Below are 26,807 nucleotides of genomic sequence, written 5' to 3'. Positions count from 1 at the left end.
GCAGGTCAGCGTCCTTCCTCGAGCCAGGTGGCGTGGGGGCCGTCCAGCACGATGTCCCAGTGGTAGCCGAGCGAGAACTCCGGCACCGACAGATTGTGGTCGTACGTCGCGACCAGCCGCTGCCGGGCGGCGTCGTCCGTCACGGACTGCAGGATCGGGTCGTACGGGAACAGCGGGTCGTTCGGGAAGTACATCTGCGTCACCAGCCGCTGGGTGAACGCCGTACCGAAGACCGAGAAGTGGATGTGCGCCGGGCGCCAGGCGTTGACGTGGTTGCGCCACGGGTAGGGGCCCGGCTGGATGGTGGTGAAGCGGTAGCAGCCGTCGTCGTCGGTGAGCGTGCGGCCGACGCCCGTGAAGTTCGGGTCGAGCGGGGCGTCGTGCTGCTCGCGCTGGTGCGCGTACCGGCCGGCCGCGTTCGCCTGCCAGATCTCGATGAGCTGGCGGCGCACCGGTCGTCCGGCGCGGTCGAGGAGGCGGCCCGAGACGGTGATCCGTTCCCCGATCGGCTCGCCCCGGTGGTGCTTGGTGAGGTCGTTGTCGATCTCGGTGATGTCCCGCTCGCCGAAGGCCGGGGAGGACAGCTCCACCAGCTCGGGGTCCTTGCTGACGTCGATGGTGACGGGCGGCTGCTTCGGGTGGCGCAGCACCGAGGAGCGGTAGGGCGCGTAGTCGCGGCGCGGGTGGTGTCCGACGGGTCCGCCGTCGGCGACCCGCTTCTCGTAGGCGGCGTGCTCGGCCGCGATCTCGAGGTCGATGTCCTGCTGAGTGAGAGCCATGGGGGTTCCTAACGCTTCCTTAGCGTTCGAGGACGAGGGCGAGGCCCTGGCCCACGCCGATGCACAGGGTGGCGACGCCGGTGCCGGAGCCGTGGCGGGCGAGCTGGTGGGCGACGGTGCCGGCGAGCCGGGCACCGGAGGCGCCGAGGGGGTGGCCGAGGGCGATGGCGCCGCCCTGGGGGTTGAGGATCGCCGGGTCGAAGTCGGGCCACTCGGCGAGGCAGCCGAGGACCTGGGCGGCGAAGGCCTCGTTCAGTTCGAGGACCGACAGGTCGTCGAAGCTCCTGCCCGCCTTGGCCAGGGCGCGGGTGACCGCTTCGACGGGGGCGAGGCCGAAGTACTGGGGGTCGATGGCCGACACGCCGGTCGCCGAGACGCGGGCGAGGGGTTCGCGCCCGATGGCCTTCAGGCCCTCCTCGTCGGCCAGCAGCAGGGCGGCGGCGCCGTCGTTGAGCGGGGAGGCGTTGCCCGCGGTCACGGTGCCGTTCTCGGTGCGGAAGGACGGCTTGAGCTTGGCCATCGCCGCCAGGGAGGCGTCCGGGCGTACGCACTCGTCGGCGGCGAGGACCTGCGGGTCACCCTTGCGCTGCGGGATGGTCACGGGCGCGAGTTCGGCGTCGAACAGGCCCTCGGCCTGAGCCCTGGCCGCCTTCTGGTGGCTGTGCAGGGCGAACTCGTCCTGCTGCTCGCGGCTGATCTTGTGCTTGTCGGCGATCAGCTCCGCGCTCTCGCCGAGGGGGATGGTCCACTGCGGGTCCATCCTCGGGTTCACCATGCGCCAGCCCAGCGTGGTGGAGTACAGCTCCGCGTGGGCGGCCGGGAACGGCTTGTCGCTCTTGGGCAGCACATAGGGGGCCCGGGTCATGGACTCCACGCCACCCGCCAGCGCGATCGAGGCGTCCCCGACGGCGATGGCGCGGGCGGCCTGGATGACCGCCTCCAGGCCCGAGGCGCACAGCCGGTTCACCGTCACGCCCGGTACCGAGGTGGGCAGACCGGCGAGCAGGGCTGCCATACGGCCGACGTTGCGGTTTTCCTCGCCGGCGCCGTTGGCGTTGCCGAAGTAGACGTCCTCGATCCGGGAGGGGTCCAACGCGGGCGTGCGGGCCAGCAGTTCGCGGATGGTGTGGGCGGCCAGGTCGTCCGGGCGGACGCCCGCGAGGCCGCCGTTGTAGCGGCCGATCGGGGTGCGGACGGCGTCGACGATGTGGACGGTCTTCACGTGCGTTCCTCCGCGACGGTCAGTGGGGCGTCGGTCCTGGCGGTGATCTCCTCGACGGTCACACCGGGCGCGGTCTCGACGAGGACCAGTCCCTCGTCGGTCACGTCCAGCACGCCCAGGTCGGTGATGATCCGGTCGACGCAGGCCTTGCCGGTCAGCGGCAGCGCGCACTCCTTCAGGATCTTCGGGCTGCCGTCCTTGGCGGTGTGGGTCATCACGACGATGACGGTGCGGGCGCCGTGCACCAGGTCCATCGCCCCGCCGATCCCCGTGATCAGCTTTCCGGGGACCGCCCAGTTGGCGAGGTCGCCCTTCTGCGAGACCTGCATGGCGCCCAGCACGGCGACGTCGATGTGCCCGCCACGGATCATGGAGAACGACAGCGCCGAGTCGAAGAAGGAGGCGCCGGGCAGGACCGTGACCGTCTCCTTGCCCGCGTTGATCAGGTCCGGGTCGACCTCGTCCTCGGTGGGGTAGGGGCCGGTGCCCAGGATGCCGTTCTCCGACTCCAGGATCACCTCGACCCCCTCCGGCAGGTGGTTGGGGATCAGGGTCGGCAGTCCGATGCCGAGGTTGACGTACTGACCGTCCCTCAGTTCGCGCGCCGCGCGGGCCGCCATCTCCTCACGGGTCCACGCCATCACGCACTCACCGTTCCTCGTGCCCCGGGCGCGGAGATCGTGCGCCGTTCGATCTTCTTGTCCGCGGCCTGCTCGGGCGTGAGCGCGACGACCCGCTGCACGAAGATCCCCGGCAGATGCACGGCGTCCGGGTCGATCTCTCCCGGCTCCACCAGTTCCTCCACCTCCGCGATCGTGACCTGGCCGGCCATGGCCGCCAGGGGGTTGAAGTTGCGGGAGGACTTGTTGAAGACGAGGTTCCCGTGCCGGTCGCCCTTCGCCGCTCGTACCAGCGCGAAGTCGGTGCGGATGCCGCGCTCCAGCGCGTACTCCACCCCATCGAACTCCCGCACCTCCTTGGGCGGGGAGGCCAGAGCGACCCCGCCCTGCCCGTCGTAGCGCCACGGCAGGCCGCCCTCGGCGACCTGCGTACCGACACCCGCCGGCGTGTAGAACGCGGGGATGCCGGCCCCGCCCGCCCGCAGTCGCTCGGCCAGGGTGCCCTGCGGGATCATCTCGACCTCGATCTCACCGGCCAGGTACTGGCGGGCGAACTCCTTGTTCCCGCCGATGTAGGAGCCGGTCACCCGGGCGATCCGCCCGGCCGCCAGCAGCACCGCGAGACCGGACTCCATCGCCCCGCAGTTGTTGGAGACGACGCTCAGGCCGCCGACCCCGCGCTCGTACAGCGCCTGGATCAACGCGTTCGGCACACCGCTCAGCCCGAACCCGCCCACCGCGAGCGACGCGCCGTCCGGCACGTCGGCCACCGCCTCCACGGCCGTGGCGACCACCTTGTCCATCCGTCAAGCCCCCATCTGTCTTCGAAGTCCCGAGGACCGTCGAATTGCTCAGCACACTGACTATTTCTGCGAAGTTTCACTCACGCTGCCACCCGACGTCTGAGTCGTCAAGATACTGGTCTGCCTGTAGAGGAACGTCATGGGTCGCGGCGGGTGGCAGGCGGTATTGTTCAGTGCACCGATGGAATGGCCGACGCATGACGGACGGACGCTGAGGAGCGCACATGGCCGCGGTGGATCTCTCCGCCCACCCCGGGCACCTGGCCCGGCGGCTGCAGCAGGCGCACTACCTGCTGTGGAACACGATGGTCTCGGAGGAGATCACCTCGCCGCAGTTCGCGGTCCTGAACGCGCTCGTCGCCGAGCCGGGCCTCGACCAGCGCACCGTGGGGGAGCGGGTCGGCCTCGACCGCTCCACCATCGCCGAGGTGATCAGCCGGCTCGGCCGGCGGGGACTCCTGGACAAGGTCCGCGACCCGCAGGACGGCCGCCGCTTCCTGTTGCGCCTGACGGAGGACGGTGTACGGACGCACCGCAAGCTGACCGTGCGCACGGCCCGGATGAACCAGGTCTTCCTGGCTCCGCTCACCCCCGAGGAGCAGACCCTCTTCCTCGACCTGATCCGGCGTGTCGCGGACGCCGCCGAGGACCTGCGCAACCCGGCGGAACCCGTGGCGGCCACGAAGTCCTGACCCCGATGCCCACCAAAGCGGTGAGTCGACCGCTCGTCCGTTCAGCGGACCATGAGCACCGCATTCCGGATCGACGGACCTAGACTGGGGTGCCCGGCGGCACCCCAGACCGCGTACCCGCTAAGGAAGGCGGCACCACCGTGGACCGGACCCTCGCCACCCGTTCCCCGCACACCTCCGCGGACTGGTGGGTCACCGCCGACCAGGCCCGGCACGCGGCCCAGAGCGGCCTCGCGGACGCCGCGACGGCACCCGACCTGCTGCGCGCCCTCACCGAACTGGACCGGGCCCGCCATGAGGCGGGCGTCGCCGTCGGTGCCGCGGTGGAGGCGCTGCTCGAGGGCGGCGTCGCCTGGGAGGCGATCGCGGCGGCTTTGGGGTTCGGCTCCGCCGGGGAGGCCCGCCAAGCGCTCGCCGCCGACCGCCGGGACGCGGGAGTGGCGATCGAACGCCGGCTGGGGCGCAGGGCGTAGCACCCCGCCCGCTCGCTCACACCCGGCCGGGCGCCACCCACCCGGCACCGGACGAAGTCCGCCGATCTGCCGATCGCCGGGGGAGGGACTGGCCAGGGCGCCGGGCATCTCCGCGAGCGTCAGCCGGGCGGGCGTGGGATCTCCGCGAGCGTCAGCCGGGCGTGCCGAGGATCTCCGCGAGGTCGTAGCGCACCGGTTCCTGCAACTGCGCGTACGTGCAGCTCTCGGGGGTGCGGTCCGGGCGCCAGTGGCGGAAGCGCGCCGTGTGCCGGAAACGCGCCCCGTTCTCCATGTGGTCGTACGCCACCTCCGCCACCCGCTCCGGCCGCAGCGGCACCCAGGACAGGTCCTTCTTCCCCGACCAGCGGCTCGGCGCCCCCGGCAGCCGAGCCGTCTCGTGCGCCTCCTCGTCCGACCAGGCCGCCCAGGGATGCCCCGTGACATCGTCCATCCGCAGCGGCTCCAGCTCCTCCACCAGCCGCTCCCGCTGCTTCATCGGGAACGCGGCCGACACCCCCACGTGCTGGAGCGCGCCCCGGTCGTCGTACAGCCCGAGCAGCAACGACCCCACGACCGGGCCGCTCTTGTGGAAGCGGTAGCCCGCCACCACGACGTCCGCCGTGCGCTCGTGCTTGACCTTGAACATCACGCGTTCGTCCGGACGGTAGGGCAGGGACAGCGGCTTGGCGATCACCCCGTCCAGGCCGGCCCCCTCGTACTGCTCGAACCACTGCTCGGCCACCGCGCGGTCCGTGGTCGCCGGCGCCAGGTGGACGGGCGGCCGCACCCCGGCGAGCGCCCTCTCCAGCAGGGCGCGCCGGTCGCCCAGCTGCACCTCGAGCAGCGACTCGTCATCGAGCGCCAGCAGATCGAACGCCACGAAGGACGCAGGCGTCTTCTTCGCCAGCATCCGCACCCGCGAGTCCGCCGGATGGATCCGCTCCGTCAGCGCGTCGAAGTCCAGGCGCCCTTCCCGTGCGATCACGATCTCCCCGTCCACCACGCACCGCTCGGGCAACCGCTCCCGCAGCGCCTCCACCAGCTCGGGGAAATACCTGGTCAGCGGCTTTCCCGTGCGGCTGCCGAGCTCCACCTCGGCGCCGTCGCGGAACACGATGGCCCGGAAGCCGTCCCACTTCGCCTCGTACTGCATGTCCGGCGGGATGCTCGCCACGGGCTTCGCGAGCATCGGCTTGACGGGGGGCATCACCGGCAGGTCCATGCCTTCGATTCTGCTGCCGCACGAGGCGGTTCGCCCGGTGTGCGAGGACCGGGGCGGGCGCCTACCGTGGCTCGCATGGGCGATGCGGTGGAGCTGGAGGTGGCGGGCCGGACGGTACGGCTGTCCAGCCCCGACAAGATCTTCTTCCCGGAGCGCGGCTTCACCAAGCTCGACCTCGCGCAGTACTACATGGCCGTCGGCCCCGGCATTCTGCGTGCCCTGCGCGAGAGGCCCACCACCCTGGAACGCTACCCGGACGGGGTGACCGGCGAGTGGTTCTTCCAGAAGCGGGCGCCCAAGAGCATGCCGGACTGGATCCCCACCGCCCACATCACCTTCCCCAGCGGCCGCAGCGCCGACGAGATGTGCCCGACCGAGGTCGGCGCCGTCGTCTGGGCCGCCCAGTACGGCACGCTCACCTTCCACCCCTGGCCAGTACGCCGCGACGACGTCGACCGCCCCGACGAACTGCGCATCGATCTCGACCCGCAGCCCGGCACCGACTACGCCGACGCGGTGCGCGCCGCCCACGAACTGCGCGCCGTCCTCGCCGAGTACGGCGGACTGCGCGGCTGGCCCAAGACCTCGGGCGGTCGCGGCCTGCATGTCTTCGTGCCGATCGAGCCCCGCTGGACCTTCACCCAGGTGCGCCGCGCCGCGATCGCCGTCGGGCGCGAGATGGAGCGGCGGATGCCCGAGCACGTGACCATCGCCTGGTGGAAGGAGGAGCGGGGCGAAAAGATCTTCCTGGACTACAACCAGACCGCCCGCGACCGCACCGTCGCCTCCGCCTACTCGGTACGCCCACGGCCCCACGCCCCTGTGTCGGCGCCGCTGCGCTGGGAGGAGGTCGACGACGCGGAGCCCCGCGACTTCGACCTCGTGACCATGCCCCGCCGGTACGCCGAACTGGGTGACGTCCATGCGGACATGGACGACCACGCCTTCTCCCTCGAGGCGCTCCTGGAACTCGCCCGCCGCGACGAACACGACCACGGGCTCGGCGATCTGCCCTATCCCCCCGAGTATCCGAAGATGCCGGGCGAGCCGAAGCGCGTGCAGCCGAGCCGGGCACGGCGGGAGCGGAAGCCGGGGACCCCTGAGGGTTCGACCGGCTCCTGAGGGTTCGACAGGCCCCTGAAGTCCGGGCCGCGTCTGACGGGTTCGGACGCCCTGATGGTTCGGTTCGGACGCCCTGATGGTTCGGACGGCCCTCTGACCCATACGAGTCACCCCCCTCCCCGACACTTAAATATCGGTTTGTCGTCAATGCGAAGAAGTTGCTGTTTGTCCGGATAAGCTCGCGCTGTGCCGCTACCGGTCCCTTGCTCGCCCCAGCGGCTCTTCTCCATGGATTGCGTACGAGGATGGGGAGTTCCGCATGGACAGACGTAGCTTCAACCGGCGGATGCTGATGGGCGGCGCGGCCGTGGCGACATCGTTGTCACTGGCTCCGGAGGCCTTCGCGGACGGTGGACCGCGAACGGCACCCGCCGGCGGCAAGGAGCGGCACATCAAGCTGTTCGCCGAGGATCTCGGCAAAGGACGGATGGGTTACGGCCTCGGCAACGGGAGGGCGACCATCCCCGGCCCGGTGATCGAGCTCGTCGAGGGCGACACCCTGTACATCGAGTTCGAGAACCGGCTGGACGTCTCGGCGGGTCTGCATGTGCACGGGGTGGACTACACGATCAGCAACGACGGGACGAAGCTCACCGAAAGCGTCGTGAAACCGGGCCGTACCCGCACCTATGTGTGGAAGACACACGCTCCCGGCCGCCGCAACGACGGCACCTACCGGGAGGGCAGCGCGGGCTACTGGCACTACCACGACCATGCCGTCGGCACCCCGCACGGCACGGGCGGCGTCCACGCGGGCCTGTTCGGGGCCCTGATCGTGCGCCGCCAGGGCGACATCCTTCCCGACAGGACGCACACCATCGTCTTCAACGAGACGTCGATCAACAACGGCAAGGGCCACTCCGGACCCACGTTCGAGGCCACCGTCGGGGACCGAGTCGAGTTCGTGATGATCACCCACGGGGACGACTTCCACACGTTCCACCTGCACGGTCACCGGTGGGCGGACAACCGCACCGGACTGCTCACCGGTCCCGAGGACTCCAGCCAGCTCATCGACACCAGGGTCGTCGGGCCCGGTGTCTCCTTCGGTTTCCAGGTCATCGCGGGCGAGTCGGGCGGCGCGGGCGCCTGGATGTACCACTGCCACGTCCAACGACACGCCGACAAGGGGATGGACGGACTGTTCCTCGTGCGGAGGAACGACGGCACGATCCCCGAGTACGACGATGCGAGCCAGCACCGGCACGCGAAGTAACCCTGCCGTCGGACTCCCCCGAGCGCGGCGAGGACCGGCACCGTCCATTCCGTGAACGGTCCTCCCGCACATACGGCCGCGGGCCGCGGCACACCGTCCGGCGCCGTCCCGGAACGCCGTCGGACGACTGCGGCGCCACACCAGGGAGCCGCCGTCGGCCGTCGGGAGCGCTCTCAGCGGCGGGGCGGTCGGGACTATCCTGATCGGCAACCGCCGAGGAGGAGTCCCACGTGACCGAGACCGCGCCGCGCCCCACGCTGGAGGCCGTGGCTGCCCGGGCCGGGGTCTCCCGGGCCACGGTGTCCCGGGTCGTCAACGGCGGCGACGGAGTGCGTGAACCCCTCGCCGAGCGGGTGCGCCGCGCCGTGGAGGAACTCGGGTACGTGCCCAACCAGGCCGCGCGCAGCCTGGTGACCAAGCGGCACGACGCGGTCGCCGTCGTGATCGCCGAGCCCGAGACCCGGGTCTTCGCCGACCCCTTCTTCGCCCTGCAACTGCGCGGTATCAGCAAGGAACTGACGGCCCACGACTCCCAGCTCGTCCTGCTGCTGACGGAGGGCCGCGCCGACCACGCCCGGGTCGGCCGCTATCTCGCCGGCGGGCACGTCGACGGCGCGCTCGTCTTCTCGCTGCACCTCGACGACCCGCTGCCCGCGCTGGTGCGTCGGGCCGGAGTGCCCACCGTGTTCGGCGGGCGGCCCGGCTGGGGCGACGGCACCCGCAGCGCCGTCTACGTCGACAGCGACAACCGCGGTGGCGCCCGCGAGGCCGTGCGCCACCTCGTGGGGCTCGGCCGCCGCCGCATCGCGCACATCACCGGCGCCCTCGACCAGACGTCCGCCGTGGACCGGCTCGACGGGTTCCGCGACGTGATGGTCGACGCCGACCCGCGGCTCATCGTGGAGGGCGACTTCACACCGGCGGGTGGCGAACGGGCGATGCGGGAGCTGCTCGGGCGCTGCCCGGACCTGGACGCCGTGTTCGCCGCCAACGACCTGACCGCCTCGGGCGCCCTCCGGGTGCTGCGCGCCGAGGGCCGCCGGGTGCCCGACGACGTCGCCGTCATCGGTTTCGACGACATGCTGCCGGTCGCCGAGCAGACCGACCCACCGCTGACGACGGTCCGCCAGGACATCGAGGAGATGGGCCGCTTGATGGCCCGTCTCCTGCTGCGCGGCCTGGACCGGCGGGGTGACGAGCCCGGAATGGGCGGCGAGCCGTCGAGTGTGGTGCTGCCGACGACGCTGGTACGGCGGGCGTCGGCGTGACGACACGGTCATGAGCCGACCGTCACCGGAAACCAGGGTGGGTTGCCGAGGGCGGGGTCACGGGGACAGGAGCCCGGCATCGCGCCCTCGGACCGATGACGTCAGCTCTGCTGCGGCGGTGCGCTCTTGATGACCGCGAAGCGGGCTCCGTACGGGTCGGCGAGACGGGCGATACGGCCCACGCCCTCGACGTCCGTTGCGGGCGTCCGGAGGCTGCCGCCCAGCTCCTGCGCCTTGTTCACCGTGGCGTCGGTGTCCGTGACTTCGAAGTACGGCAGGAAGTAGGCACCGGCCTCCGCTTCCACCGGGTCGTCGGCCAGCGGGACGAGGCCGCCGAACATGTCGTCCCGGCCGCTACCCTCCGGGTTGATACACGTGTACGTGCCGCCGGGGAAGGGCACTCCCTCGGTCTCCCAGCCGAGCACCTGGCGGTAGAACGCGGCGGCGCGGGCGATGTCCGGCGTGTACAGCTCGATCCAGCACAGCGAGCCGGGGTCGCCGGCCACCTCGATGCCCTTGGTGCGGCCCGGTTGCCAGATACCGAACGGCACGCCGGCCGTATCGGCGAGGACGGCCATGTGACCCTCACCCATCACGTCCATGGGCCGCATGAGCACGCTGCCGCCGGACTGCTCCACCGCCTTCGCGGTGGCCTCCGCGTCGGAGCTCTGGAAGTAGACGGTCCAGGACGGCGGTCCCTGCTCCGGGGTGGTCTGCATGCCGCCGGCCGCCGTCCTGCCGGACAGTTGGAAGAAGCCGTAGCCCCCGGCGTCGGGGCCCGCCGACTGGAACTGCCAGCCGAAGAGACCGCCGTAGAAGGACTTGGCGCCGTCGATGTCCGGGGTGCCGATGTCGAGCCAGTTCGGAGCGCCGTTGACGAAACGGGTGGTGAGCATCTCTGCCCTCCTTCGAGGGGTCCCGTTGCCTGCTCTGCCGAGTCTTCCACCCCCCACTGACAATCGCCGCCGGAATGACGCGACGGACTCCTGTGACGTTCGGTGACCGGCAGGGTGTGCGGTCGTCACGGTTTTCTCGGCGTGCCGCCGTGCGGAGCGGCGCGAGCCGGGGGCATCATCGGGGGCCGTACGAAGGCACGGGCCGTACGACAGCGTGGGCCCTGCGAGGCCGGAGCCCTGCGGGGTCCTGGGTCGTCGGTCCCGGTTGCCGTGAGCCCCGGGGCGGCCGGTCGGTCGTTGATCCGGTGTTGATCGAACGTTTTTCGCCGCGCGGCACGATCTCGGCCATGCACATCGAAGCGATCACCGCCTCCGACATCGCCTGGCAGGCCCAGGCGCTCTGTGCGCAGACGGGGGGCGATTTCTTCTTCCCCGAGCCGGGCAGTTCGGTGCGGGAGGCGAAGCGTATCTGCGCGCTGTGCGAGAGCCGTGCCGCGTGTCTCGAATACGCGCTCACCCACGACGAACGGTTCGGTGTCTGGGGCGGGCTGTCCGAGAAGGAGCGGCTGCGGCTACGGCAGGCGCACGAAGACGGCTGAGGGGTCTGTCCGTCCGGATGCGCGGCCGGGCGCGCGGGACGATCCTGGATACATGCTCGGACGGGCCCCTGTCATCGTTCATCCGCCGTCGGGCACCGGCGGACGCCGGGTGACCGCGCGCGGGGAGAGCCTGGGGGTGGCGTTCTCCGACGAGGACGTGATCGAGTTCCTCGGCCGGGCCGGGCTGCCCGACGCCGAGGACCTGCTCGACGATCCGGCCTGGGTGAAGTGGCGCGGCGCGGACGCGCACCACTACGAGGCCGCGTAGGAGAGGTGCGACCGAGCGGGTGGTCCGGATTCACTCCTCGTTGAGGGGGGCCAGGACGGCGAGCGTCTCGCCCGCCCGGCGCAGCGCTTGCCGTAACACCACCGGGGAGTGCAGCAGCCCGCTTCCGTCGGGCGGAACGATCCACTCCAGGGAGCCGCCGGGCCGGTACGGCGGGGGCACGGCGATCCATGTGCCCTTGCTGGCATGGCGGACCCCGGCTCCGGCCCAGTGGCCGGGCGGATCCGGCGGCACGAAGAAACCCACCCTGAGCGCCGCCGAGTCCACCAGCGTCGGTCCGGGTGTCCGCAGCGGGTCGTCCCACAGAATGTCCAGGGCGAGCAGCCCCAGGTGGCGCGGAACGCTCACCACGTCCCAGTGGCGTCCGGCCTCCAGCAGCACCGTGCCGTCGCCCCGCTCCCACTGCTGTGTGCAGGCGTGCGGGTCCGGTGCGGCGGCTGCCAGCCACTGGACGCCTCGCATCCACATCGCATTCGTCATGACCCACTCCAGGGGCGCCACCCGGCCCGACCGCCCGACCAGGTGTACTACAGGGACAGGCCGGGCGGGCGCCCGCGCGCAGCGCTCACCCGGCATATGCATGCTGAGGGATGCTTCTGTACGGCGGACAGGGTGGCGCGACGTAGCGTTTTCGGCGGATTCGGCTGTGGATGCGGTGACGGATAGGCGGTCACGGCCATGCCGACACGGACGTGCCGACACGGACGTGCCGACACGGACGTGTCGGCGCCGGATGTGCCGATGCCGTCACGGATACCCGGTCATGCTCCGGCCTTGGCCGCCATCCGGGCCTTCCGGGCGGCCAGCTTCTCGTCGAACCGGCCGGCCTCGGCGTTCAGGCCGTCCATGAACAGGCCGAGTTCCTCCTGGGCCCGGCGCCCTTCGGGGCCCAGGCCGTCGATCTCCAGGACCTTCAGGAAGCGGAGGACCGGCTGGAGTACGTCGTCGTGGTGGATGCGCAGGTTGTAGACCTCGCCGATCGCCATCTGCGCGGCGGCACGTTCGAAGCCCGGGATGCCGTGGCCGGGCATGCGGAAGTTCACCACGACGTCCCGTACCGCCTGCATGGTCGCGTCGGGCGCGATCTCGAACGCGGCCTTCAGCAGGTTCCGGTAGAACACCATGTGCAGGTTCTCGTCGGTCGCGATGCGAGCCAGCATCCGGTCGCAGACCGGGTCGCCGGACTGGTGGCCGGTGTTGCGGTGCGAGATGCGGGTCGCCAGCTCCTGGAAGGCGACGTAGGCGACGGAGTGCAGCATCGAGTGCCGGTTGTCCGACTCGAAACCTTCGCTCATGTGTGCCATGCGGAAACGTTCCAGCTGGTCCGGGTCGACCGCGCGGGAGGCGAGCAGGTAGTCCCGCATCACGATTCCGTGCCGGCCCTCTTCCGCCGTCCAGCGGTGCACCCAGGTGCCCCACGCGCCGTCGCGGCCGAACAGCGTGGCGATCTCGTGGTGGTAGCTGGGGAGGTTGTCCTCCGTCAGGAGATTGACGACCAGCGCGATCCGGCCGATCTCGGTGACCGCCGACTGCTCCTTCTCCCAGGCCACGCCGTCCTCGAAGAGGCCCGGGAAGTTGCGGCCGTCGCTCCAGGGGACGTACTCGTGCGGCATCCAGTCCTTGGCGACCTTCAGGTGCCGGTTGAGCTCCTTCTCGACCACTTCCTCCAGGGCGTACAGCAGCCGAGCGTCGGTCCACACGGAGGGGCTGCCGAGGTGGGAGGAGGTGATCGTCACGGGAACTCCAGGGGAGACGGGGGGACAGCGGGGGAGCCGGCGAGCGGTGACCGGAACCTACGGGATCGTAGGCTACGAATCCGTAGGTTACGAATCCGTAGGTTAAGCGCGCTGTAAAGGCCACTGTTCGGCTGGAGTTCGCCCGCGCCCGCGGCGAACGGGCAGCGGGGGTTCATCCGGTCAGTCGTACAAATCCCGCAGCCGCACCGACAGGCATGTCACGCAGCCCTCGAGCTTCTCGAACTCGCTGATGTCCACCACGACCGGTTCGTACCCCAGATCGGCGAGCAGGTCCGCCGTCCTGGGCGCGCCGGCCGCCATGAGCAGCCTGTCGCCGCCGAGCAGCACGACGTGCGCGCCTGATTCCTCCGGAACCGGAAGGAAACGCGGGAACAGTGACGGCTTGTCCACCAGCGGCACATGGCCGATGACCGTGCCGTCGGGCAGCGCGGTGACCGCCGACTTCAGGTGCAGCACCTTGGTGACGGGCACCGGCACCACCCGGGCCCCCAGGGGTTCGAAGACCGCGCGCAGCTGCTGGACGGCGGCCGCGTTGGTGCGCCCGCTGCGGCCGACGTAGAGGGTGTCGTCGACCTTCAGGACGTCGCCCCCGTCGAGGGTGCCCGGCTCCCAGATCCAGTTCACCGAACAGCCCAGGCGGGCCACGGCCTCCTCGACGCCCGCGGTCTCCTCGCGCCGTGGCTCGGCGCCCGGCCGTGTGATCAGCGCGACGTTCTTGTACATCACCACCGTGTCCTCGACGAACACCGAGTCCGGGCAGTCGTCGGCCGGTTCCACCTCGACCGTCTCCCAGCCGTGCTCGCGCAGCGTCCGCGCGTACGCCTCCCACTGCTCGAGCGCGCGATCGACGTCGACCTTCTCCCGCTCGATGTGGGTCACCAGCCCCTCGGCCAGGCGCGGGCTGGGTCGGCGGATGAGGGCCTTCTTGCTGGGCACGTGCGGGACTCCGTCTCGGCTGATGATGTCGCCCGCCATCATGCAGGGCCGGAACCCGGGGACAAAGCCCCGGGCCCCGGCACCGTGCGAAGCAGGCTCCGCACCGATCAGGGTCGATCGGGGTCCCCGACGGCCTCCGGCGTGGTCTCCTTCAGCTCCCCGTCGAGCAGCAGCCAGCGTGTGATGCCGATCGACTCCAGGAACGGCAGGTCGTGGCTCGCCACGATCAGCGCGCCCTGGTACGACTCCAGGGCCGTGGTGAGCTGCCGCACGCTAACCATGTCGAGGTTGTTGGTCGGCTCGTCCAGCATCAGCAACTGCGGCGCGGGCTCGGCGAGCATCAGTGCGGCCAGGGCGGCGCGGAAGCGCTCGCCGCCCGACAGGGTCCCGGCCGGCTGGTCGGCCCGCGCGCCGCGGAACAGGAAGCGGGCCAGGCGCGCCCGGATCCGGTTGTTGGTGGCGTCGGGTGCGAACCGGGCCACGTTCTGTGCGACCGTCAGTCCGTCGTCGAGGACGTCCAGCCGCTGCGGCAGGAAACGCAGCGGCACATGCGCCGTCGCCTCGCCCGCCACCGGTTCCAACTCGCCGGCGATGGTGCGCAGCAGCGTGGTCTTGCCCGCGCCGTTGCGCCCGATCAGCGCGATCCGCTCCGGGCCGTGCAGGTCCAGGCCGCCGTCCACGCGGGCGCCGTAGGTCAGCTGCAGGTCCCGGAGCGTCAGGACGGACCGCCCCGGTGGTACCGCCGTGTGCGGCAGGTCGACCCGGATCTCGTCGTCGTCCCGGACCGCTTCCACCGCCTCGTCCAGCCGCTCCCTGGCCTCGGCGAGCCGCTCCTCGTGCAGGATGCGGTGCTTGCCCGCCGACTCCTGGGCGGCCCGTTTGCGCGCTCCCATGACGATCTTCGGTTCGCGCTTGCTGTCCCACATCTTCTGTCCGTACTTCTTGCGGCGCGCCAACTTCACCTGCGCGTCCACCAGTTCGCGCTTCTGCTTGCGCAGATCGGCCTCGGCGACGCGCACCATGCGCTCCGCCGCCTCCTGTTCGACGGTCAGTGCCTCCTCGTACGCGGAGAAGGTGCCGCCGAACCAGGTGATCTCCCCGGCGCGCAGATCGGCGATCTGGTCGACCCGGTCGAGGAGTTCCCGGTCGTGGCTGACCGCGACCATGACCCCCGGCCACGCCTCGACCGCCGCGTACAGCCGTCGGCGCGCATACAGGTCGAGGTTGTTGGTGGGTTCGTCGAGCAGCAGCACGTCCGGGCGGCGCAGCAGCAGCGCGGCCAGCCGCAGCAGGACCGACTCGCCGCCCGAGACCTCGCCGATGGTGCGGTCCAAGCCGATGTGACCGAGGCCGAGTTCGGCGAGCGTCGCCTCGGCGCGCTCCTCCACGTCCCAGGCGTCGCCGACGGTCGCGAAGTGCTCCTCCGCCGCGTCGCCCGCCTCGATGGCGTGCAGCGCGGCACGCCGCGCGGCGATCCCGAGGGCCTCGTCGACCCGCAGGGCGGTGTCGAGCGTGACATTCTGCGGGAGATGGCCGATCTCGCCGACGACGCGCACGGTGCCCGAGGCCGGGGTGAGTTCACCGGCGATCAGCTTCAACAGCGTGGACTTCCCGGATCCGTTGACTCCGACGAGTCCGGTCCTGCCGGAGGCGAAGGCCACCTGAAGGTCGTCGAAGACGGCGGTGCCGTCGGGCCAGGAGAAGGACAGGGACGTACAGGTGATGAAAGGTGACATACGGGCCTCGCGGTTGCTCAGGGGTGGCGGGTATCGGGCAACGCGTGTGAGACACCGCATGAGGCGACGGTCCACGAACGGGGGGAAGGCAAGCTCCGCACCGACAGGACGGCTCGAACGCCGAGGTCGCACGCGACGCACACAGACACGGACAGCGCTGTGTGACGCGGTGTCTCAAGACCTCAGACGAGCAACGTCCTTCTCCTCTCGGCGGGGGCAGAAGCGTCTACACCGTACGAGGGGCTCCTGATGACGTCAACGCATTAAAACGCGCGACACGGCCGGGGCGCCGCTGCTCGTCGACGCGCGCCTGGACACGTGTCCGCGTGGCGCCGGCGGCCCGGCGGAGTCCCCTGGAGCGGTCCGCGGCGTTCCTCGTCGCCGGGGCGGACGGCGTCTTCGTCCCCGGGGCCGTCGACCCGGGAACCGTGAAGACGCTCGCCGAGGGCATCGAGGGCCCGTTGAACGTGATGGTCGGCCGGGGCGCGCCCACGGTCGCCGAACTGGCCGCTCTCGGCCTCGCCCGCGTCAGCGCCGACTCGGGCATCGCGCGGGCCGCCCACGCCCTGGTCCGCCGCGCCGCGGGGAGCTGCTGGTCGCGGCGACGCACGCACACTGCCCGACGGCCTCGACCACGGGGAACTCAATGGGCTACCGGGAGCAGGCCGTCAGGGCTCCCCAGGGGCGCGGCGCTGTGACTGTGCGCGGCTGCGCGAGTGGGCGCCACCAGCCACGGATCACCTGGGCGCCACCAGCCACGAATCACCCGCACTTGCCGTCGAACCGGAGCCTCGACGGCGAGCGGGAGCACCGGTCAGCTCAGCACGCGTCCCGCATCAGCTCGGCCAGGTCGTGGTCCAGGTCCACCTGAAGATGCTCCAGACCCACCGGTACCAGCTCGGTGGTCCGCCGCAGAAAGCGCCGGACCTCGTCCGAGTGGACGTGCACGACGGCGGTTCCCTCCGGGGCGTGGAACTCCAGCACGGTGCGCTCGTAGCCGTACGGCCGCACCCGGACGTCCCCGTGCCCCTCCGGGCCCTCCAGGCCGGCGGTGAGGAGTTCGCGGGCGAAGGTCCAGCACACCTCCACCCCCTCCAGGGTGGCCGGGGCGGGGAAGGTCATGCGGACGGCGAACGGGTCGCGCCGGTCGTAGTGGAGCACGGCCGGAATGCTCGGCATGCGTGGCGCGGCAGCGACGAGACGGGCCTCCACGGGTTGCTCGATGACGGTGGACAACGCCTTGCTCCCTTGTGACGGCTGGACGGACTTCGGGCGGATGAGGCCAGGCACTTGAAGAGACGGTGGAATCGGCCGATCCGTGCACATGAAATGCGAGTGACCTCTGTCACCGAGTCCATGCCACCGGGCGGTGCACGGTGAGGGCGATCACTCCGGTGTGCCGCTTTCTCGGGACACCGGAGAGGACATCCCGCACGCGCGTACGGTTCCCGGGCGGGCGGTGCCGGTGCACCCCGGCGAAAAGGGGGTACCCGTGGAACAGCCGCATCCGGAGAGGAAGTGACGGTCATGCCACGCGGCTCGAGCCCCAAGCGGGAACGTCAGTACGAGCACATCAAGGAGAGCGCGCGCGACCGCGGGGAGAGCGAGGGGCGCGCCAAGGAGATCGCGGCGCGCACCGTGAACAAGGAGCGCGCCCGTTCCGGGGAGTCCAAGAGCGCGAGCCGCACGTCCACCCAGGACAAGTCGTCCGCCAAGCGCGGCGGAGAGCGCTCGGGCAAGGGCTCCCAGGGTCCGACCTACGACCAGCTGTACGAGGAGGCCAAGCGGCGCAACATCCGTGGCCGCTCGGACATGAACAAGAGCGAGCTGCAGCGCGCGCTGGGCAAGTGACGGCAGGCCGTGGGGTCGTACGCTCGTCACCATCATGACCACCGTACGCACTCCCGCGGGCTGGCCCGCCACCGAAGAAGAGGCCCGTGCCGTGCAGGACGACCTGCGCGGCCGGGTGATCCTCGACGAACCGGGGCCGCCGCCCGGGACCGGCCCGGTCACGGGGGTGGACGTCGCCTACGACGACGAGTGCGGCGTGGTCGCCGCGGCGGCCGTGGTCCTGGACGCGGGTACGCTCACTCCACTCGCCGAGGCCACCGCCGTCGGCGAGGTCTCTTTCCCGTACGTCCCCGGCCTGCTGGCCTTCCGCGAGATACCCACGGTCCTGGCCGCGTTGGAGGCCCTGGACCACGACCCCGGGCTGGTCGTCTGCGACGGCTACGGCCTCGCCCATCCGCGCCGTTTCGGTCTGGCCAGCCACCTCGGCGTCCTCACCGGACTGCCCACGATCGGCGTCGCCAAGAACCCGTTCACCTTCACCTACGAGGAGCCCGGGGCCGAGCGCGGCAGCAGGAGCCCGCTTCTCGCGGGCACCGACGAGGTCGGCAGCGCCCTGCGCACCCAGCGGGGCGTCAAGCCGGTGTTCGTCTCCGTGGGACACCGCGTCGGCCTCGCCGGCGCCTGCGCGCACACCCTTGCGCTCGCCCCCGTGTACCGCGTCCCCGAGTCCACCCGGCGCGCCGACAGCCTGTGTCGGCGCGCCCTCAAGGAGGCCGTCGCGTCGGCGTCCTGAGTACGGCGCCTGAGTATGCGTACCGATGTGACCGCACCGCTCTGATCGGCAGGGTGGGCCGTATGACGACACACCGTGCGCCCAAGACCGTGAGCCACTTGGCCCAGCCCGTCGGGCGGGCCGTGACGGCCGCTCTGCTGCTCGCGGTTGTCGCCGGTCTCGCCTGGATCGTCGGGATGGTCGTCACGGTCCTGCAGTGGGGGTCCTGAGACCGGCCGCATCGTTCCCCCTCTCGCGCTGTTGTCGGTGCCCGGGGTTAGCGTGGGGTGAGAAGGTGAGTACGGAGAGTGTGCGATCCGAGCCTGGTGCTTGACTAAGCGCTTGCTCGATCGGATAGTGCGGTACTGGAACACGTTCTCGACACCGCGAATGCCGCATCGGTGTGTCACGGAGCTGGGGGCCGGATGGCAGTGGCAAGGACGCCGGGGCAGGGCCCCCTCGCCGGCGTGCGCGTCGTCGAGCTGGCCGGTATCGGGCCCGGCCCGTTCGCCGGGATGCTCCTCGCCGACCTCGGCGCCGACGTCGTCCGCGTCGACCGGCCGAACGGCAACGGGCTCGCCGTCGACCCCGAGTACGACGTCACGAACCGCAACAAGCGCTCGGTGATCGTCGATCTGAAGAACGACGAGGGCCCGGCACGCGTCCTGGACCTGGCCGAGCGCGCCGACATCCTCATCGAGGGCTACCGCCCGGGCGTCGCGGAACGCCTCGGCGTCGGCCCGGGGACCTGCCACGCCCGCAACCCCCGGCTCGTCTACGGCCGGATGACCGGCTGGGGCCAGGAGGGCCCGCTCGCACCGCGCGCCGGACACGACATCGCCTACATCGCGCTCACCGGCACGCTCGGCATGATCGGCGCCCCGGACGCGCCGCCGGCGATCCCCGCGAACCTCGTCGGCGACTACGCGGGCGGCGCGCTCTACCTCGTCGTCGGCGTCCTCGCCGCCCTCCACCACGCCCGTGCGACCGGCACCGGCCAGGTGGTGGACGCGGCCATCGTCGACGGTGCCGCCCACCTCGCCTCGATGATCCACGGCATGCTCGCCGCCGGGGGCTGGCAGGACCGGCGCGGGGCCAACCTCCTCGACGGCGGCTGCCCGTTCTACGGCACCTACGAGACGGCCGACGGCCGCTACATGGCGGTGGGCGCCCTTGAACAGCGGTTCTACGCGGAGTTCGTGGAGTTGCTGGGGATCGCGGACCGGGCCCCGGCCCGCAAGGACGTCGCCCGCTGGGGTGAACTCCGCGAGATGGTCGCGGCCCGTTTCAAGACGCGCACGCGCGACGAGTGGACCGCCGTCTTCGAGGGCTCCGACGCCTGCGTGGCGCCCGTCCTGTCGCTCCGGGAGGCCCCGGCACACCCCCACCTCGCCGCCCGCGGCACCTTCACCGACCACGGCGGCATCACCCAGCCGGCGCCCGCGCCCCGCTTCTCGGTCACCCATACGGCGGTGCACAGCGGGCCCGCCCAGCCCGGCACCGACACCGAGGACGTCGCCCGAGACTGGGACGTGCCCCGACTCCTCGGGAACGGCGACCGATGAAGCCCTCGGACCGGCGACCGACGAAGCTTTCGACCCTCCTGAGCCGAGCCTGCCCGGCCGACCCTCCTCGAAAGGCTGACAGTTGAGCACCGAAGCGTATGTCTACGACGCGATCCGCACCCCGCGCGGGCGCGGCAAGGCAGGCGGCGCCCTGCACGGCACCAAGCCCATCGACCTGGTGGTCGGGCTCATCCACGAGACGCGGCGGCGCTTCCCCGACCTCGACCCCGCCGCGATCGACGACATCGTGCTCGGTGTGGTGAGCCCGGTCGGCGACCAGGGCTCCGACATCGCCCGGATCGCCGCGATCGCCGCCGGACTGCCCGACACGGTGGCCGGCGTCCAGGAGAACCGCTTCTGTGCCTCCGGTCTCGAAGCCGTCAACCTGGCCGCCGCGAAGGTCCGCTCGGGCTGGGAGGACCTGGTGCTCGCGGGCGGCGTCGAGTCCATGTCCCGAGTCCCGATGGCTTCGGACGGCGGCGCCTGGTTCGCCGACCCGATGACCAACATGACGGTCAACTTCGTGCCGCAGGGCATCGGCGCCGACCTCATCGCCACCCTCGAGGGCTTCTCCCGGCGGGATGTCGACGAGTACGCGGCCCTGTCCCAGGAGCGCGCGGCGGCGGCCTGGAAGGACAGCCGCTTCGACCGCTCGGTGGTCCCGGTGAAGGACCGCAGCGGCCTCGTCGTCCTCGACCACGACGAGCACATGCGGCCCGGCACGACCGCCGACTCGCTCGCGAAGCTCAAGCCGTCGTTCGCCGACATCGGCGAACTGGGCGGCTTCGACGCGGTGGCGCTGCAGAAGTACCACTGGATCGAGCGGATCGACCACGTCCACCACGCGGGCAACTCCTCCGGCATCGTGGACGGCGCGGCCCTCGTCGCCATCGGTTCCAAGGAGGCCGGCCAGCGGTACGGGATGCGGCCCCGGGCCCGGATCGTCTCCGCGGCGGTCTCCGGCTCCGAGCCGACGATCATGCTCACCGGCCCCGCGCCCGCCACCCGCAAGGCCCTCGCCAAGGCCGGGCTGACCATCGACGACATCGACCTGGTCGAGATCAACGAGGCGTTCGCCGCGGTCGTGCTGCGCTTCGTCAAGGACATGGGGCTGTCCCTGGACAAGGTCAACGTCAACGGCGGCGCCATCGCCCTGGGCCACCCGCTCGGCGCGACGGGCGCGATGATCCTCGGCACGCTGGTGGACGAACTGGAGCGGCAGGACAAGCGGTACGGGCTGGCCACGCTGTGCGTGGGCGGCGGTATGGGCATCGCGACGATCGTCGAGCGCGTCTGACCTTCCCCCAACGGATCGAACGGTGCGAACAGATCTGGCGGATCCGGCGGATCTGAACGGACCTTACGGATCCAAACGGACCTTACGGAGTACCCCCATGAGCACAGAGTCCACCACCATCCGCTGGGAGCAGGACGACACCGGCGTCGTCACCCTCGTCCTCGACGACCCCGACCAGTCCGCGAACACCATGAACCAGGCGTTCAAGGAGTCGATCGCGGCGATCGCCGAGCGCGCCGAGGCCGAGAAGGACTCCATCCGCGGCATCATCTACACCTCCGCCAAGAAGACCTTCTTCGCGGGCGGCGACCTCAAGGACATGATCAAGGCAGGTCCCGAGGACGCCCAGCAGGTGTTCGAGACCGGCACCGCGATCAAGAACTCCCTGCGCCGGATCGAGACCCTCGGCAAGCCGGTCGTCGCCGCCCTCAACGGGGCGGCCCTCGGCGGCGGTTACGAGATCGCGCTCGCCTCCCACCACCGCATCGCCCTCGACGCCCCCGGCTCGAAGATCGGGTTGCCGGAGGTCACGCTCGGCCTGCTCCCGGCGGGCGGCGGCGTCACCCGCACCGTACGCCTGATGGGCATCGCCGACGCCCTGCTGAAGGTGCTGCTCCAGGGCACCCAGTACGGGCCCCGGCGGGCGCTGGAGAACGGGCTCGTGCACGAGGTGGCGGCCACCCCCGAGGAGATGATGGCCAAGGCCCGCGCCTTCATCGACGCCAACCCCGAGTCCCGGCAGCCCTGGGACGTGCCGGGCTACAAGATCCCGGGCGGTACGCCGTCGAACCCGAAGTTCGCGGCCAACCTGCCCGCCTTCCCGGCGAACCTGAAGAAGCAGTTGAACGGCGCCCCCTACCCGGCCCCGCGCAACATCCTCGCGGCGGCCGTCGAGGGCTCCCAGGTCGACTTCGAGACGGCCCTGACCATCGAGGCGCGCTACTTCACGGAACTGGTCACCGGGCAGACCGCGAAGAACATGATCCAGGCGTTCTTCTTCGACCTCCAGGCCGTCAACTCCGGCGCCAACCGCCCCAAGGGCATCGAGCCGCGCCAGGTCCGCAAGGTCGGCGTCCTCGGCGCCGGGATGATGGGCGCGGGCATCGCCTACGCGTGCGCCCGTGCGGGCATCGAGGTCGTCCTCAAGGACGTCTCCCTGGAGGCGGCCGTCAAGGGCAAGGGCTACTCCGAGAAGCTGTGCGCCAAGGCGGTCGGCAAGGGGCGCACGACCCAGGAGAAGGCGGACGCGCTGCTCGCCCGTATCACCCCCACAGCCGAGGCCGCCGACCTCGCGGGCTGCGACGCCGTCATCGAGGCCGTGTTCGAGGACCCGGCGCTCAAGCACAAGGTGTTCCAGGAGATCGAGCACGTCGTCGAGCCCGACGCGCTGCTGTGCTCCAACACCTCCACGCTGCCGATCACCGCGCTCGCGGAGGGTGTGGAGCGGCAGTCCGACTTCGTCGGGCTGCACTTCTTCTCGCCGGTCGACAAGATGCCGCTGGTCGAGATCATCAAGGGCGGGCGGACCGGGGAGGAGGCGCTGGCGCGCGCGTTCGACCTGGTGCGGCAGATCAACAAGACGCCGATCGTCGTCAACGACTCGCGCGGTTTCTTCACCTCACGTGTCATCGGCCACTTCATCAACGAGGGCGTCGCGATGGTCGGCGAGGGCATCGAGCCGGCGTCCGTCGAGCAGGCGGCGGCCCAGGCGGGCTACCCGGCCAAGGTGTTGTCCCTGATGGACGAGCTGACACTGACCCTGCCGCGCAAGATCCGCAACGAGACCAGGCGGGCCGTGGAGGAGGCCGGCGGCACCTGGACCCCGCACCCGGCGGAGGCCGTCATCGACCGCATGGTCGACGAGTTCGGCCGCACCGGGCGCAGCGGCGGCGCCGGCTTCTACGAGTACGACGAGGACGGCAGGCGCGGGCGGCTGTGGCCGGGGCTGCGCGAGCACTTCACCAGGCCCGGGCACCAGATCCCGTTCCGCGACATGCAGGAGCGCATGCTGTTCGCGGAGGCGCTGGACACCGTACGGCTCCTCGAAGAGGGCGTGCTCACCTCCGTCGCCGACGCCAACATCGGCTCGATCTTCGGCATCGGCTTCCCCGGCTGGACCGGCGGCGTCCTGCAGTACATCAACGGCTACGAGGGCGGCCTGCCCGGGTTCGTGGCCCGCGCCCGGCAGCTGGCGGAGCGCTACGGAGAGCGGTTCGCGCCCCCCGCGCTGTTGGTGGAGAAGGCGGAGAAGGGGGAGCGGTTCACCGACGCCCGCTGAGACGGTTCGGGGGCCCGGGGCCAGGAATCCTGCGCCGGGTCCCCCGAGCGGGGTCGACGCTGCGGCGTGACGGCTTCATGACCACCGCAGGGTGATCCGGTGAGGGAGATGTGAGAAGTCCCGCTCTGTGACGTGCGCCATCGCATGGGGATCGGCGTCTGGGAGAAGGTGAGCCCTTGGTCTGTGCCGCGTCAGGGCCGGCCGGACCGAGCCCCATCCGGAAACCCGCGCACCACCCCAGCGCCGGGCGTACCAGAGAGTAGATCCACTCGTGAGCAAGGACGCCGTGAACACGGCCGCGGTTGCATCCCGCACCGATGCGACCCGGGCGCCCGCGGACGCGGGCGACGCCGGTTACAGCAAGGACCTCAAGGCCCGCCATATCAACATGATCGCGATCGGCGGGGCGATCGGCACCGGGCTCTTCCTCGGTGCCGGAGGACGGCTGCACAACGCGGGTCCCGCCCTCGCACTGGCGTACCTGGTCTGCGGCGTCTTCGCCTTCTTCGTCGTGCGCGCCCTCGGTGAGCTGGTCCTGTACCGGCCGTCGTCCGGGTCGTTCGTGTCGTACGCGCGCGAGTTCCTCGGTGAGAAGGGCGCGTACGTCGCGGGCTGGATGTACTTCCTGAACTGGTCGACGACCGGTATCGCCGACATCACCGCCATCGCGCTCTACACCCACTACTGGAGTTTCTTCACCTCCATCCCTCAGTGGGTGCTCGCCCTGATCGCCCTCGCGGTCGTGCTGGCCGTGAACCTGATCTCGGTGAAGATCTTCGGCGAGATGGAGTTCTGGTTCGCGATCATCAAGGTCGCCACCCTGGTGGCCTTCATGTTCGTCGGCATCTTCCTGCTGGCCACGCAGCACGAGGTGGACGGCCGCACCCCCGGACTCGGCGTGATCACGGACAACGGAGGGATCTTCCCGCACGGGCTCATGCCCGTCGTCCTGGTGATGCAGGGCGTGATCTTCGCGTACGCGGCCCTGGAGCTGGTGGGCGTCGCCGCGGGTGAGACCGCGGAGCCCGAGAAGATCGTTCCCCGCGCGGTGAACTCGATCATGTGGCGGGTGGGTCTGTTCTACGTCGGCTCGGTGGTCCTGCTCGCGCTGCTGCTGCCGGGTTCGGTGTACTCCGGCGACGAGAGCCCCTTCGTCACCGTGTTGTCGAAGATCGGCGTTCACGGCGCGGGCGGCGTGATGAACCTGGTCGTCCTCACCGCCGCGATGTCCTCGCTGAACTCCGGCCTGTACTCCACCGGCCGCATCCTGCGCTCCATGGCCATGGCGGGCTCGGCGCCGAAGTTCACGGCGCGGATGAACCGCAGCCAGGTGCCCTACGGCGGCATCCTGCTCACCTGCGCGGTGTGCGTGATCGGCGTCGCACTGAACTACTTCGTACCGAGCCAGGCCTTCGAGATCGTGCTGAACGTCGCCTCCCTCGGGATCGTCAGCACCTGGGTGATCATCATGATCTGCCACCTGGTCTTCGTCCGCCGCGCCCGCGCGGGCCAGGTCACCCGCCCGTCCTTCCGGCTGCCCGCCAGCCCGGTCACGGAGATCGCGACGATCGCCTTCCTGCTGGTCTGCCTCGGCCTGATGTGGAACGACCCCGAGGTTGGCCGCAAGACCCTGCTGCTCATCCCCGTGATCGCGGTCCTGCTCGTCGGTGGCTGGTTCGCGCTGCGCCGCCGGATCGAAGACGCCACGAACCGGGAACTGTCCGACCTCACGAAGTAGGCTCAGCGGCCCTCGCGCCGCCCGCTCCTGCCGAGGCCGGCTCCCCGTGTACACCCAGGAGCCGGCCTCGTACCCGCGAGCCGGCCGGGGCCCCGGTGGGGCGCCGCCGATCAGCCGGAGTGCACGTCGTTCGTGGCCGCGATCTTCTTCCAGGACCTCGGCTGCGTCACAGCGCCCGAAGCCGGCGCGACGGACGCGGCACGCGCCGCCGGTGCGGCCGGCTTCGACGGCTGGAACAGCCACGTGTCGAAGAGCGCCCCCAGCGGCTTCCCGGACACCTTCTCCGCGTACGCCCGGAAGTCGGCGACCGAGGCGTTGCCGTACGCGTGCTCCTTCGGCCAGCCCTTCAGGACGGCGAAGAACGCGTCGTCCCCGATCGCGTTCCGCAGCACCTGGATGGCCAGCGCACCCCGGTCGTAGACCGCGATGTCGAACTGTTTGTCCGGCCCCGGGTCACCCGGCTTCACCGTCCAGAAGGCGTCGTCGGCCGGGTGCGATGCGTACACGTAGTCCGCCAGCTCCTGCGTGGTGCCCTCGCCCTCGTGCTCCGACCACAGCCACTGCGCGTACCGCGCGAAGCCCTCGTTGATCCAGATGTCCTTCCAGCCCTTCAGCGACACGTCGTCGCCGTACCACTGGTGCGCCAGCTCGTGCACCACCACGGACGTGTTGGAGCCGTTCGCGAACTGCTTCGGGCTGTAGTACACCCGGGTCTGCGTCTCCAGCGCGTACCCGGTGGTCGTGTTCGGCACATAGCCGCCCGCCGAGCTGAACGGATACGGCCCGAAGTAGCCGCTGAGCCAGTCGACGATCTCCCCGGTGCGCTCCACGCTCGCCCGCGCGGCCCCGTCGTTGTCGCCGAGGTCCTTGCTGTAGGCGTTGACGACCGGTACGCCGCCGTCCGAGGTGCTCGTCGTGATGTCGAACTTTCCGAGCGCGAGCGTGGCGAGATACGTCGCCTGCGGCTTGTTCTCCCGCCAGTTGTAGCGGGTCCAGCCCAGCTTGGAACTCGTCGACTGCAGTGTGCCGTTGGAGATCGCCTGGGTGCCGTCCGGCACCGCCACCGACACGTCGTACGTCGCCTTGTCGCTCGGGTGGTCGTTGCTCGGGAACCACCACCACGCCGACTCGGGCTCGTCCGCGGCGACCGCGCCGTCCGGGGTGCGGTGCCAGGCGGTGAAGCCGTACGCGCTCTTGGTGGACGGCACGCCGCTGTAGCGGACCACGACGGTGATCGGCGTTCCCTTCGGCAGCGGGGTCGCGGGGGTGACCACCAGCTCGTGCTGTCCCGAGGTGGTGAAGGACGCCTTCGCGCCGTTCACCCGGACCTCGCTGACATCCAGCAGGAAGTCCAGGTCGAACCGAGACAGGTCCTGCGTGGTCCGCGCCAGGATCGTCGTCGTGCCCTGCAGCTCGTCCGTCTTCGGCTGGTAGGTCAGCCGCAGGTCGTAGTGGGAGACGTCGTATCCGCCGTTGCCGTAGTACGGGTAGTAGGGGTCGCCGATACCCGGAGCACCGGGGCTGTAGTCGGCCGCCGATGCCGGGATCGCCAGCAACAGGGAAGCCGCCGCGAGTGCGCCCGGGGCGATGAGTCTGCGGTGCACGAGAACTCCAAGTCGTAGGGGCACGAGGTCTGTTGTGTCGGAGCCTATTCAGACCCCGCACCCCACGGCATGTCCATGGCACCCCCTGTCACACGATCGCCATCCGGCCGACATGAGCCGGCCCGTCCAGTCGGC

Annotated in this window: 27 protein-coding genes; 15 read left to right on the top strand and 12 right to left on the bottom strand. The window is 70.8% G+C overall.

The window, feature by feature from the left end; all coding sequences use genetic code 11:
* Positions 1-5: 5 nt before the first annotated feature.
* Genes pcaH through ACFYZJ_RS12955 form a run of 4 tightly spaced genes read right to left on the bottom strand, consistent with a single transcriptional unit; the run spans position 6 to position 3,424 of the window.
* Positions 6-779 (bottom strand): protocatechuate 3,4-dioxygenase subunit beta, encoded by a 774-nt coding sequence (pcaH, locus tag ACFYZJ_RS12970; protein ID WP_388566381.1) that lies wholly within the window; start codon positions 777-779, stop codon positions 6-8.
* Positions 780-798: 19 nt separating this feature from the next.
* Positions 799-2,001, bottom strand: coding sequence for a thiolase family protein (locus ACFYZJ_RS12965; protein ID WP_388566379.1), 1,203 nt, complete (start codon positions 1,999-2,001; stop codon positions 799-801).
* On the bottom strand, positions 1,998-2,642 hold the full coding sequence (locus tag ACFYZJ_RS12960) for a CoA transferase subunit B (RefSeq protein WP_388566376.1): 645 nt from the start codon (positions 2,640-2,642) through the stop codon (positions 1,998-2,000). The genes ACFYZJ_RS12965 and ACFYZJ_RS12960 overlap by 4 nt, the downstream gene beginning before the upstream one ends.
* Positions 2,642-3,424, bottom strand: coding sequence for a CoA transferase subunit A (locus ACFYZJ_RS12955; protein WP_388566374.1), 783 nt, complete (start codon positions 3,422-3,424; stop codon positions 2,642-2,644). Before ACFYZJ_RS12955 ends, ACFYZJ_RS12960 begins: the two co-directional genes overlap by 1 nt.
* A gap of 224 nt (positions 3,425-3,648) precedes the next feature.
* On the opposite strand from ACFYZJ_RS12955, the gene ACFYZJ_RS12950 reads away from it, so the two are divergent.
* Complete coding sequence (locus tag ACFYZJ_RS12950) at positions 3,649-4,116, top strand: MarR family winged helix-turn-helix transcriptional regulator (protein ID WP_388566371.1); 468 nt, start codon at positions 3,649-3,651, stop codon at positions 4,114-4,116.
* A gap of 140 nt (positions 4,117-4,256) precedes the next feature.
* Positions 4,257-4,589 (top strand): hypothetical protein, encoded by a 333-nt coding sequence (locus ACFYZJ_RS12945; protein ID WP_388566368.1) that lies wholly within the window; start codon positions 4,257-4,259, stop codon positions 4,587-4,589.
* Positions 4,590-4,740: 151 nt separating this feature from the next.
* Here ACFYZJ_RS12945 and ACFYZJ_RS12940 read toward each other — a convergent pair whose 3' ends face one another.
* Positions 4,741-5,811 carry an ATP-dependent DNA ligase gene (locus tag ACFYZJ_RS12940; RefSeq protein WP_388566364.1) on the bottom strand — a complete coding sequence of 357 codons (1,071 nt, stop codon included), beginning with the start codon at positions 5,809-5,811 and terminating at the stop codon, positions 4,741-4,743.
* Positions 5,812-5,886: 75 nt separating this feature from the next.
* On the opposite strand from ACFYZJ_RS12940, the gene ligD reads away from it, so the two are divergent.
* From ligD to ACFYZJ_RS12925, 3 genes are all read left to right on the top strand, one after another.
* Entirely contained in the window at positions 5,887-6,933 is a 1,047-nt protein-coding gene (gene ligD / locus ACFYZJ_RS12935; RefSeq protein ID WP_388566361.1) for a non-homologous end-joining DNA ligase, read from the top strand.
* A gap of 259 nt (positions 6,934-7,192) precedes the next feature.
* A complete protein-coding gene (locus ACFYZJ_RS12930; RefSeq protein ID WP_388566358.1) occupies positions 7,193-8,149 on the top strand; it encodes a multicopper oxidase domain-containing protein in 957 nt (318 codons plus the stop codon).
* 230 nt (positions 8,150-8,379) lie between these two features.
* A complete protein-coding gene (locus ACFYZJ_RS12925) occupies positions 8,380-9,417 on the top strand; it encodes a LacI family DNA-binding transcriptional regulator (RefSeq protein ID WP_388566355.1) in 1,038 nt (345 codons plus the stop codon).
* A gap of 101 nt (positions 9,418-9,518) precedes the next feature.
* On the opposite strand, the gene ACFYZJ_RS12920 is transcribed toward ACFYZJ_RS12925, so the two are convergent.
* A complete protein-coding gene (locus ACFYZJ_RS12920; RefSeq protein ID WP_388566353.1) occupies positions 9,519-10,313 on the bottom strand; it encodes a VOC family protein in 795 nt (264 codons plus the stop codon).
* A gap of 308 nt (positions 10,314-10,621) precedes the next feature.
* Between ACFYZJ_RS12920 and ACFYZJ_RS12915 the strand changes: the two genes are divergently transcribed.
* Both ACFYZJ_RS12915 and ACFYZJ_RS12910 read left to right on the top strand, forming a co-directional pair.
* Complete coding sequence (locus tag ACFYZJ_RS12915) at positions 10,622-10,912, top strand: WhiB family transcriptional regulator (protein ID WP_388566669.1); 291 nt, start codon at positions 10,622-10,624, stop codon at positions 10,910-10,912.
* Positions 10,913-10,964: 52 nt separating this feature from the next.
* Complete coding sequence (locus ACFYZJ_RS12910) at positions 10,965-11,180, top strand: hypothetical protein (protein ID WP_388566351.1); 216 nt, start codon at positions 10,965-10,967, stop codon at positions 11,178-11,180.
* A 30-nt stretch (positions 11,181-11,210) separates the two neighbouring features.
* Here ACFYZJ_RS12910 and ACFYZJ_RS12905 read toward each other — a convergent pair whose 3' ends face one another.
* The 4 genes from ACFYZJ_RS12905 to ACFYZJ_RS12890 all read right to left on the bottom strand — a co-directional run bounded on the left by ACFYZJ_RS12905 (position 11,211) and on the right by ACFYZJ_RS12890 (position 15,627).
* Positions 11,211-11,678, bottom strand: a complete 468-nt coding sequence (locus ACFYZJ_RS12905; RefSeq protein ID WP_388566348.1) for a hypothetical protein — start codon at positions 11,676-11,678, stop codon at positions 11,211-11,213.
* Positions 11,679-11,959: 281 nt separating this feature from the next.
* Complete coding sequence (locus ACFYZJ_RS12900) at positions 11,960-12,934, bottom strand: acyl-ACP desaturase (protein WP_388566345.1); 975 nt, start codon at positions 12,932-12,934, stop codon at positions 11,960-11,962.
* Positions 12,935-13,114: 180 nt separating this feature from the next.
* Complete coding sequence (ddaH, locus tag ACFYZJ_RS12895; protein ID WP_388566342.1) at positions 13,115-13,891, bottom strand: dimethylargininase; 777 nt, start codon at positions 13,889-13,891, stop codon at positions 13,115-13,117.
* 107 nt (positions 13,892-13,998) lie between these two features.
* The gene (locus ACFYZJ_RS12890) at positions 13,999-15,627 is read right to left on the bottom strand and encodes an ABC-F family ATP-binding cassette domain-containing protein (protein WP_388566340.1); all 1,629 of its coding nucleotides are present in this window, start codon (positions 15,625-15,627) and stop codon (positions 13,999-14,001) included.
* A gap of 326 nt (positions 15,628-15,953) precedes the next feature.
* Here ACFYZJ_RS12890 and ACFYZJ_RS12885 point away from each other — a divergent pair, with 326 nt between their 5' ends.
* On the top strand, positions 15,954-16,325 hold the full coding sequence (locus tag ACFYZJ_RS12885) for an isocitrate lyase/phosphoenolpyruvate mutase family protein (RefSeq protein WP_388566337.1): 372 nt from the start codon (positions 15,954-15,956) through the stop codon (positions 16,323-16,325).
* Between the two features lie 121 nt (positions 16,326-16,446).
* Here ACFYZJ_RS12885 and ACFYZJ_RS12880 read toward each other — a convergent pair whose 3' ends face one another.
* Positions 16,447-16,863 (bottom strand): SsgA family sporulation/cell division regulator, encoded by a 417-nt coding sequence (locus ACFYZJ_RS12880; RefSeq protein WP_388566335.1) that lies wholly within the window; start codon positions 16,861-16,863, stop codon positions 16,447-16,449.
* Between the two features lie 291 nt (positions 16,864-17,154).
* On the opposite strand from ACFYZJ_RS12880, the gene ACFYZJ_RS12875 reads away from it, so the two are divergent.
* From ACFYZJ_RS12875 to ACFYZJ_RS12845, 7 genes are all read left to right on the top strand, one after another.
* Positions 17,155-17,478 (top strand): plasmid stabilization protein, encoded by a 324-nt coding sequence (locus ACFYZJ_RS12875; protein WP_388566332.1) that lies wholly within the window; start codon positions 17,155-17,157, stop codon positions 17,476-17,478.
* Between the two features lie 34 nt (positions 17,479-17,512).
* Positions 17,513-18,211, top strand: coding sequence for an endonuclease V (locus ACFYZJ_RS12870; protein ID WP_388566329.1), 699 nt, complete (start codon positions 17,513-17,515; stop codon positions 18,209-18,211).
* A 62-nt stretch (positions 18,212-18,273) separates the two neighbouring features.
* Entirely contained in the window at positions 18,274-18,420 is a 147-nt protein-coding gene (mmpA, locus tag ACFYZJ_RS12865) for a morphogenic membrane protein MmpA (protein ID WP_388566326.1), read from the top strand.
* 195 nt (positions 18,421-18,615) lie between these two features.
* Positions 18,616-19,755, top strand: coding sequence for a CaiB/BaiF CoA transferase family protein (locus ACFYZJ_RS12860; RefSeq protein ID WP_388566322.1), 1,140 nt, complete (start codon positions 18,616-18,618; stop codon positions 19,753-19,755).
* A gap of 82 nt (positions 19,756-19,837) precedes the next feature.
* The gene (locus tag ACFYZJ_RS12855) at positions 19,838-21,052 is read left to right on the top strand and encodes an acetyl-CoA C-acetyltransferase (protein WP_388566319.1); all 1,215 of its coding nucleotides are present in this window, start codon (positions 19,838-19,840) and stop codon (positions 21,050-21,052) included.
* Between the two features lie 97 nt (positions 21,053-21,149).
* A complete protein-coding gene (locus ACFYZJ_RS12850) occupies positions 21,150-23,330 on the top strand; it encodes a 3-hydroxyacyl-CoA dehydrogenase NAD-binding domain-containing protein (RefSeq protein WP_388566316.1) in 2,181 nt (726 codons plus the stop codon).
* A 271-nt stretch (positions 23,331-23,601) separates the two neighbouring features.
* Positions 23,602-25,068, top strand: coding sequence for an amino acid permease (locus ACFYZJ_RS12845; protein WP_388566312.1), 1,467 nt, complete (start codon positions 23,602-23,604; stop codon positions 25,066-25,068).
* Between the two features lie 110 nt (positions 25,069-25,178).
* On the opposite strand, the gene ACFYZJ_RS12840 is transcribed toward ACFYZJ_RS12845, so the two are convergent.
* Complete coding sequence (locus ACFYZJ_RS12840; protein WP_388566309.1) at positions 25,179-26,672, bottom strand: M1 family metallopeptidase; 1,494 nt, start codon at positions 26,670-26,672, stop codon at positions 25,179-25,181.
* Between the last annotated feature and the right edge of the window lie 135 nt (positions 26,673-26,807).

The sequence above is a fragment of the Streptomyces sp. NPDC001848 genome (genome assembly GCF_042891915.1).
Classification (GTDB): domain Bacteria; phylum Actinomycetota; class Actinomycetes; order Streptomycetales; family Streptomycetaceae; genus Streptomyces.
Note: the sequence above shows the minus strand (reverse complement) of the source record. Positions and strands in the feature narration are given on the sequence as shown.

Excerpts from the sequence above, each read along its gene's own strand:
- ACFYZJ_RS12940 (WP_388566364.1), bottom strand. The coding sequence starts at position 5,811 with ATGGACCTGCCGGTGATGCCCCCCGTCAAGCCGATGCTCGCGAAGCCC.
- ACFYZJ_RS12870 (WP_388566329.1), top strand. The coding sequence starts at position 17,513 with ATGACCACCGTACGCACTCCCGCGGGCTGGCCCGCCACCGAAGAAGAG.
- ACFYZJ_RS12930 (WP_388566358.1), top strand. The coding sequence starts at position 7,193 with ATGGACAGACGTAGCTTCAACCGGCGGATGCTGATGGGCGGCGCGGCC.
- ACFYZJ_RS12920 (WP_388566353.1), bottom strand. The coding sequence starts at position 10,313 with ATGCTCACCACCCGTTTCGTCAACGGCGCTCCGAACTGGCTCGACATC.
- mmpA (WP_388566326.1), top strand. The coding sequence starts at position 18,274 with ATGACGACACACCGTGCGCCCAAGACCGTGAGCCACTTGGCCCAGCCC.
- ACFYZJ_RS12860 (WP_388566322.1), top strand. The coding sequence starts at position 18,616 with ATGGCAGTGGCAAGGACGCCGGGGCAGGGCCCCCTCGCCGGCGTGCGC.
- ACFYZJ_RS12905 (WP_388566348.1), bottom strand. The coding sequence starts at position 11,678 with ATGACGAATGCGATGTGGATGCGAGGCGTCCAGTGGCTGGCAGCCGCC.
- ACFYZJ_RS12950 (WP_388566371.1), top strand. The coding sequence starts at position 3,649 with ATGGCCGCGGTGGATCTCTCCGCCCACCCCGGGCACCTGGCCCGGCGG.
- ACFYZJ_RS12955 (WP_388566374.1), bottom strand. The coding sequence starts at position 3,424 with ATGGACAAGGTGGTCGCCACGGCCGTGGAGGCGGTGGCCGACGTGCCG.
- ACFYZJ_RS12960 (WP_388566376.1), bottom strand. The coding sequence starts at position 2,642 with ATGGCGTGGACCCGTGAGGAGATGGCGGCCCGCGCGGCGCGCGAACTG.
- ACFYZJ_RS12910 (WP_388566351.1), top strand. The coding sequence starts at position 10,965 with ATGCTCGGACGGGCCCCTGTCATCGTTCATCCGCCGTCGGGCACCGGC.
- ACFYZJ_RS12875 (WP_388566332.1), top strand. The coding sequence starts at position 17,155 with ATGCCACGCGGCTCGAGCCCCAAGCGGGAACGTCAGTACGAGCACATC.
- ligD (WP_388566361.1), top strand. The coding sequence starts at position 5,887 with ATGGGCGATGCGGTGGAGCTGGAGGTGGCGGGCCGGACGGTACGGCTG.
- ACFYZJ_RS12850 (WP_388566316.1), top strand. The coding sequence starts at position 21,150 with ATGAGCACAGAGTCCACCACCATCCGCTGGGAGCAGGACGACACCGGC.
- pcaH (WP_388566381.1), bottom strand. The coding sequence starts at position 779 with ATGGCTCTCACTCAGCAGGACATCGACCTCGAGATCGCGGCCGAGCAC.
- ACFYZJ_RS12890 (WP_388566340.1), bottom strand. The coding sequence starts at position 15,627 with ATGTCACCTTTCATCACCTGTACGTCCCTGTCCTTCTCCTGGCCCGAC.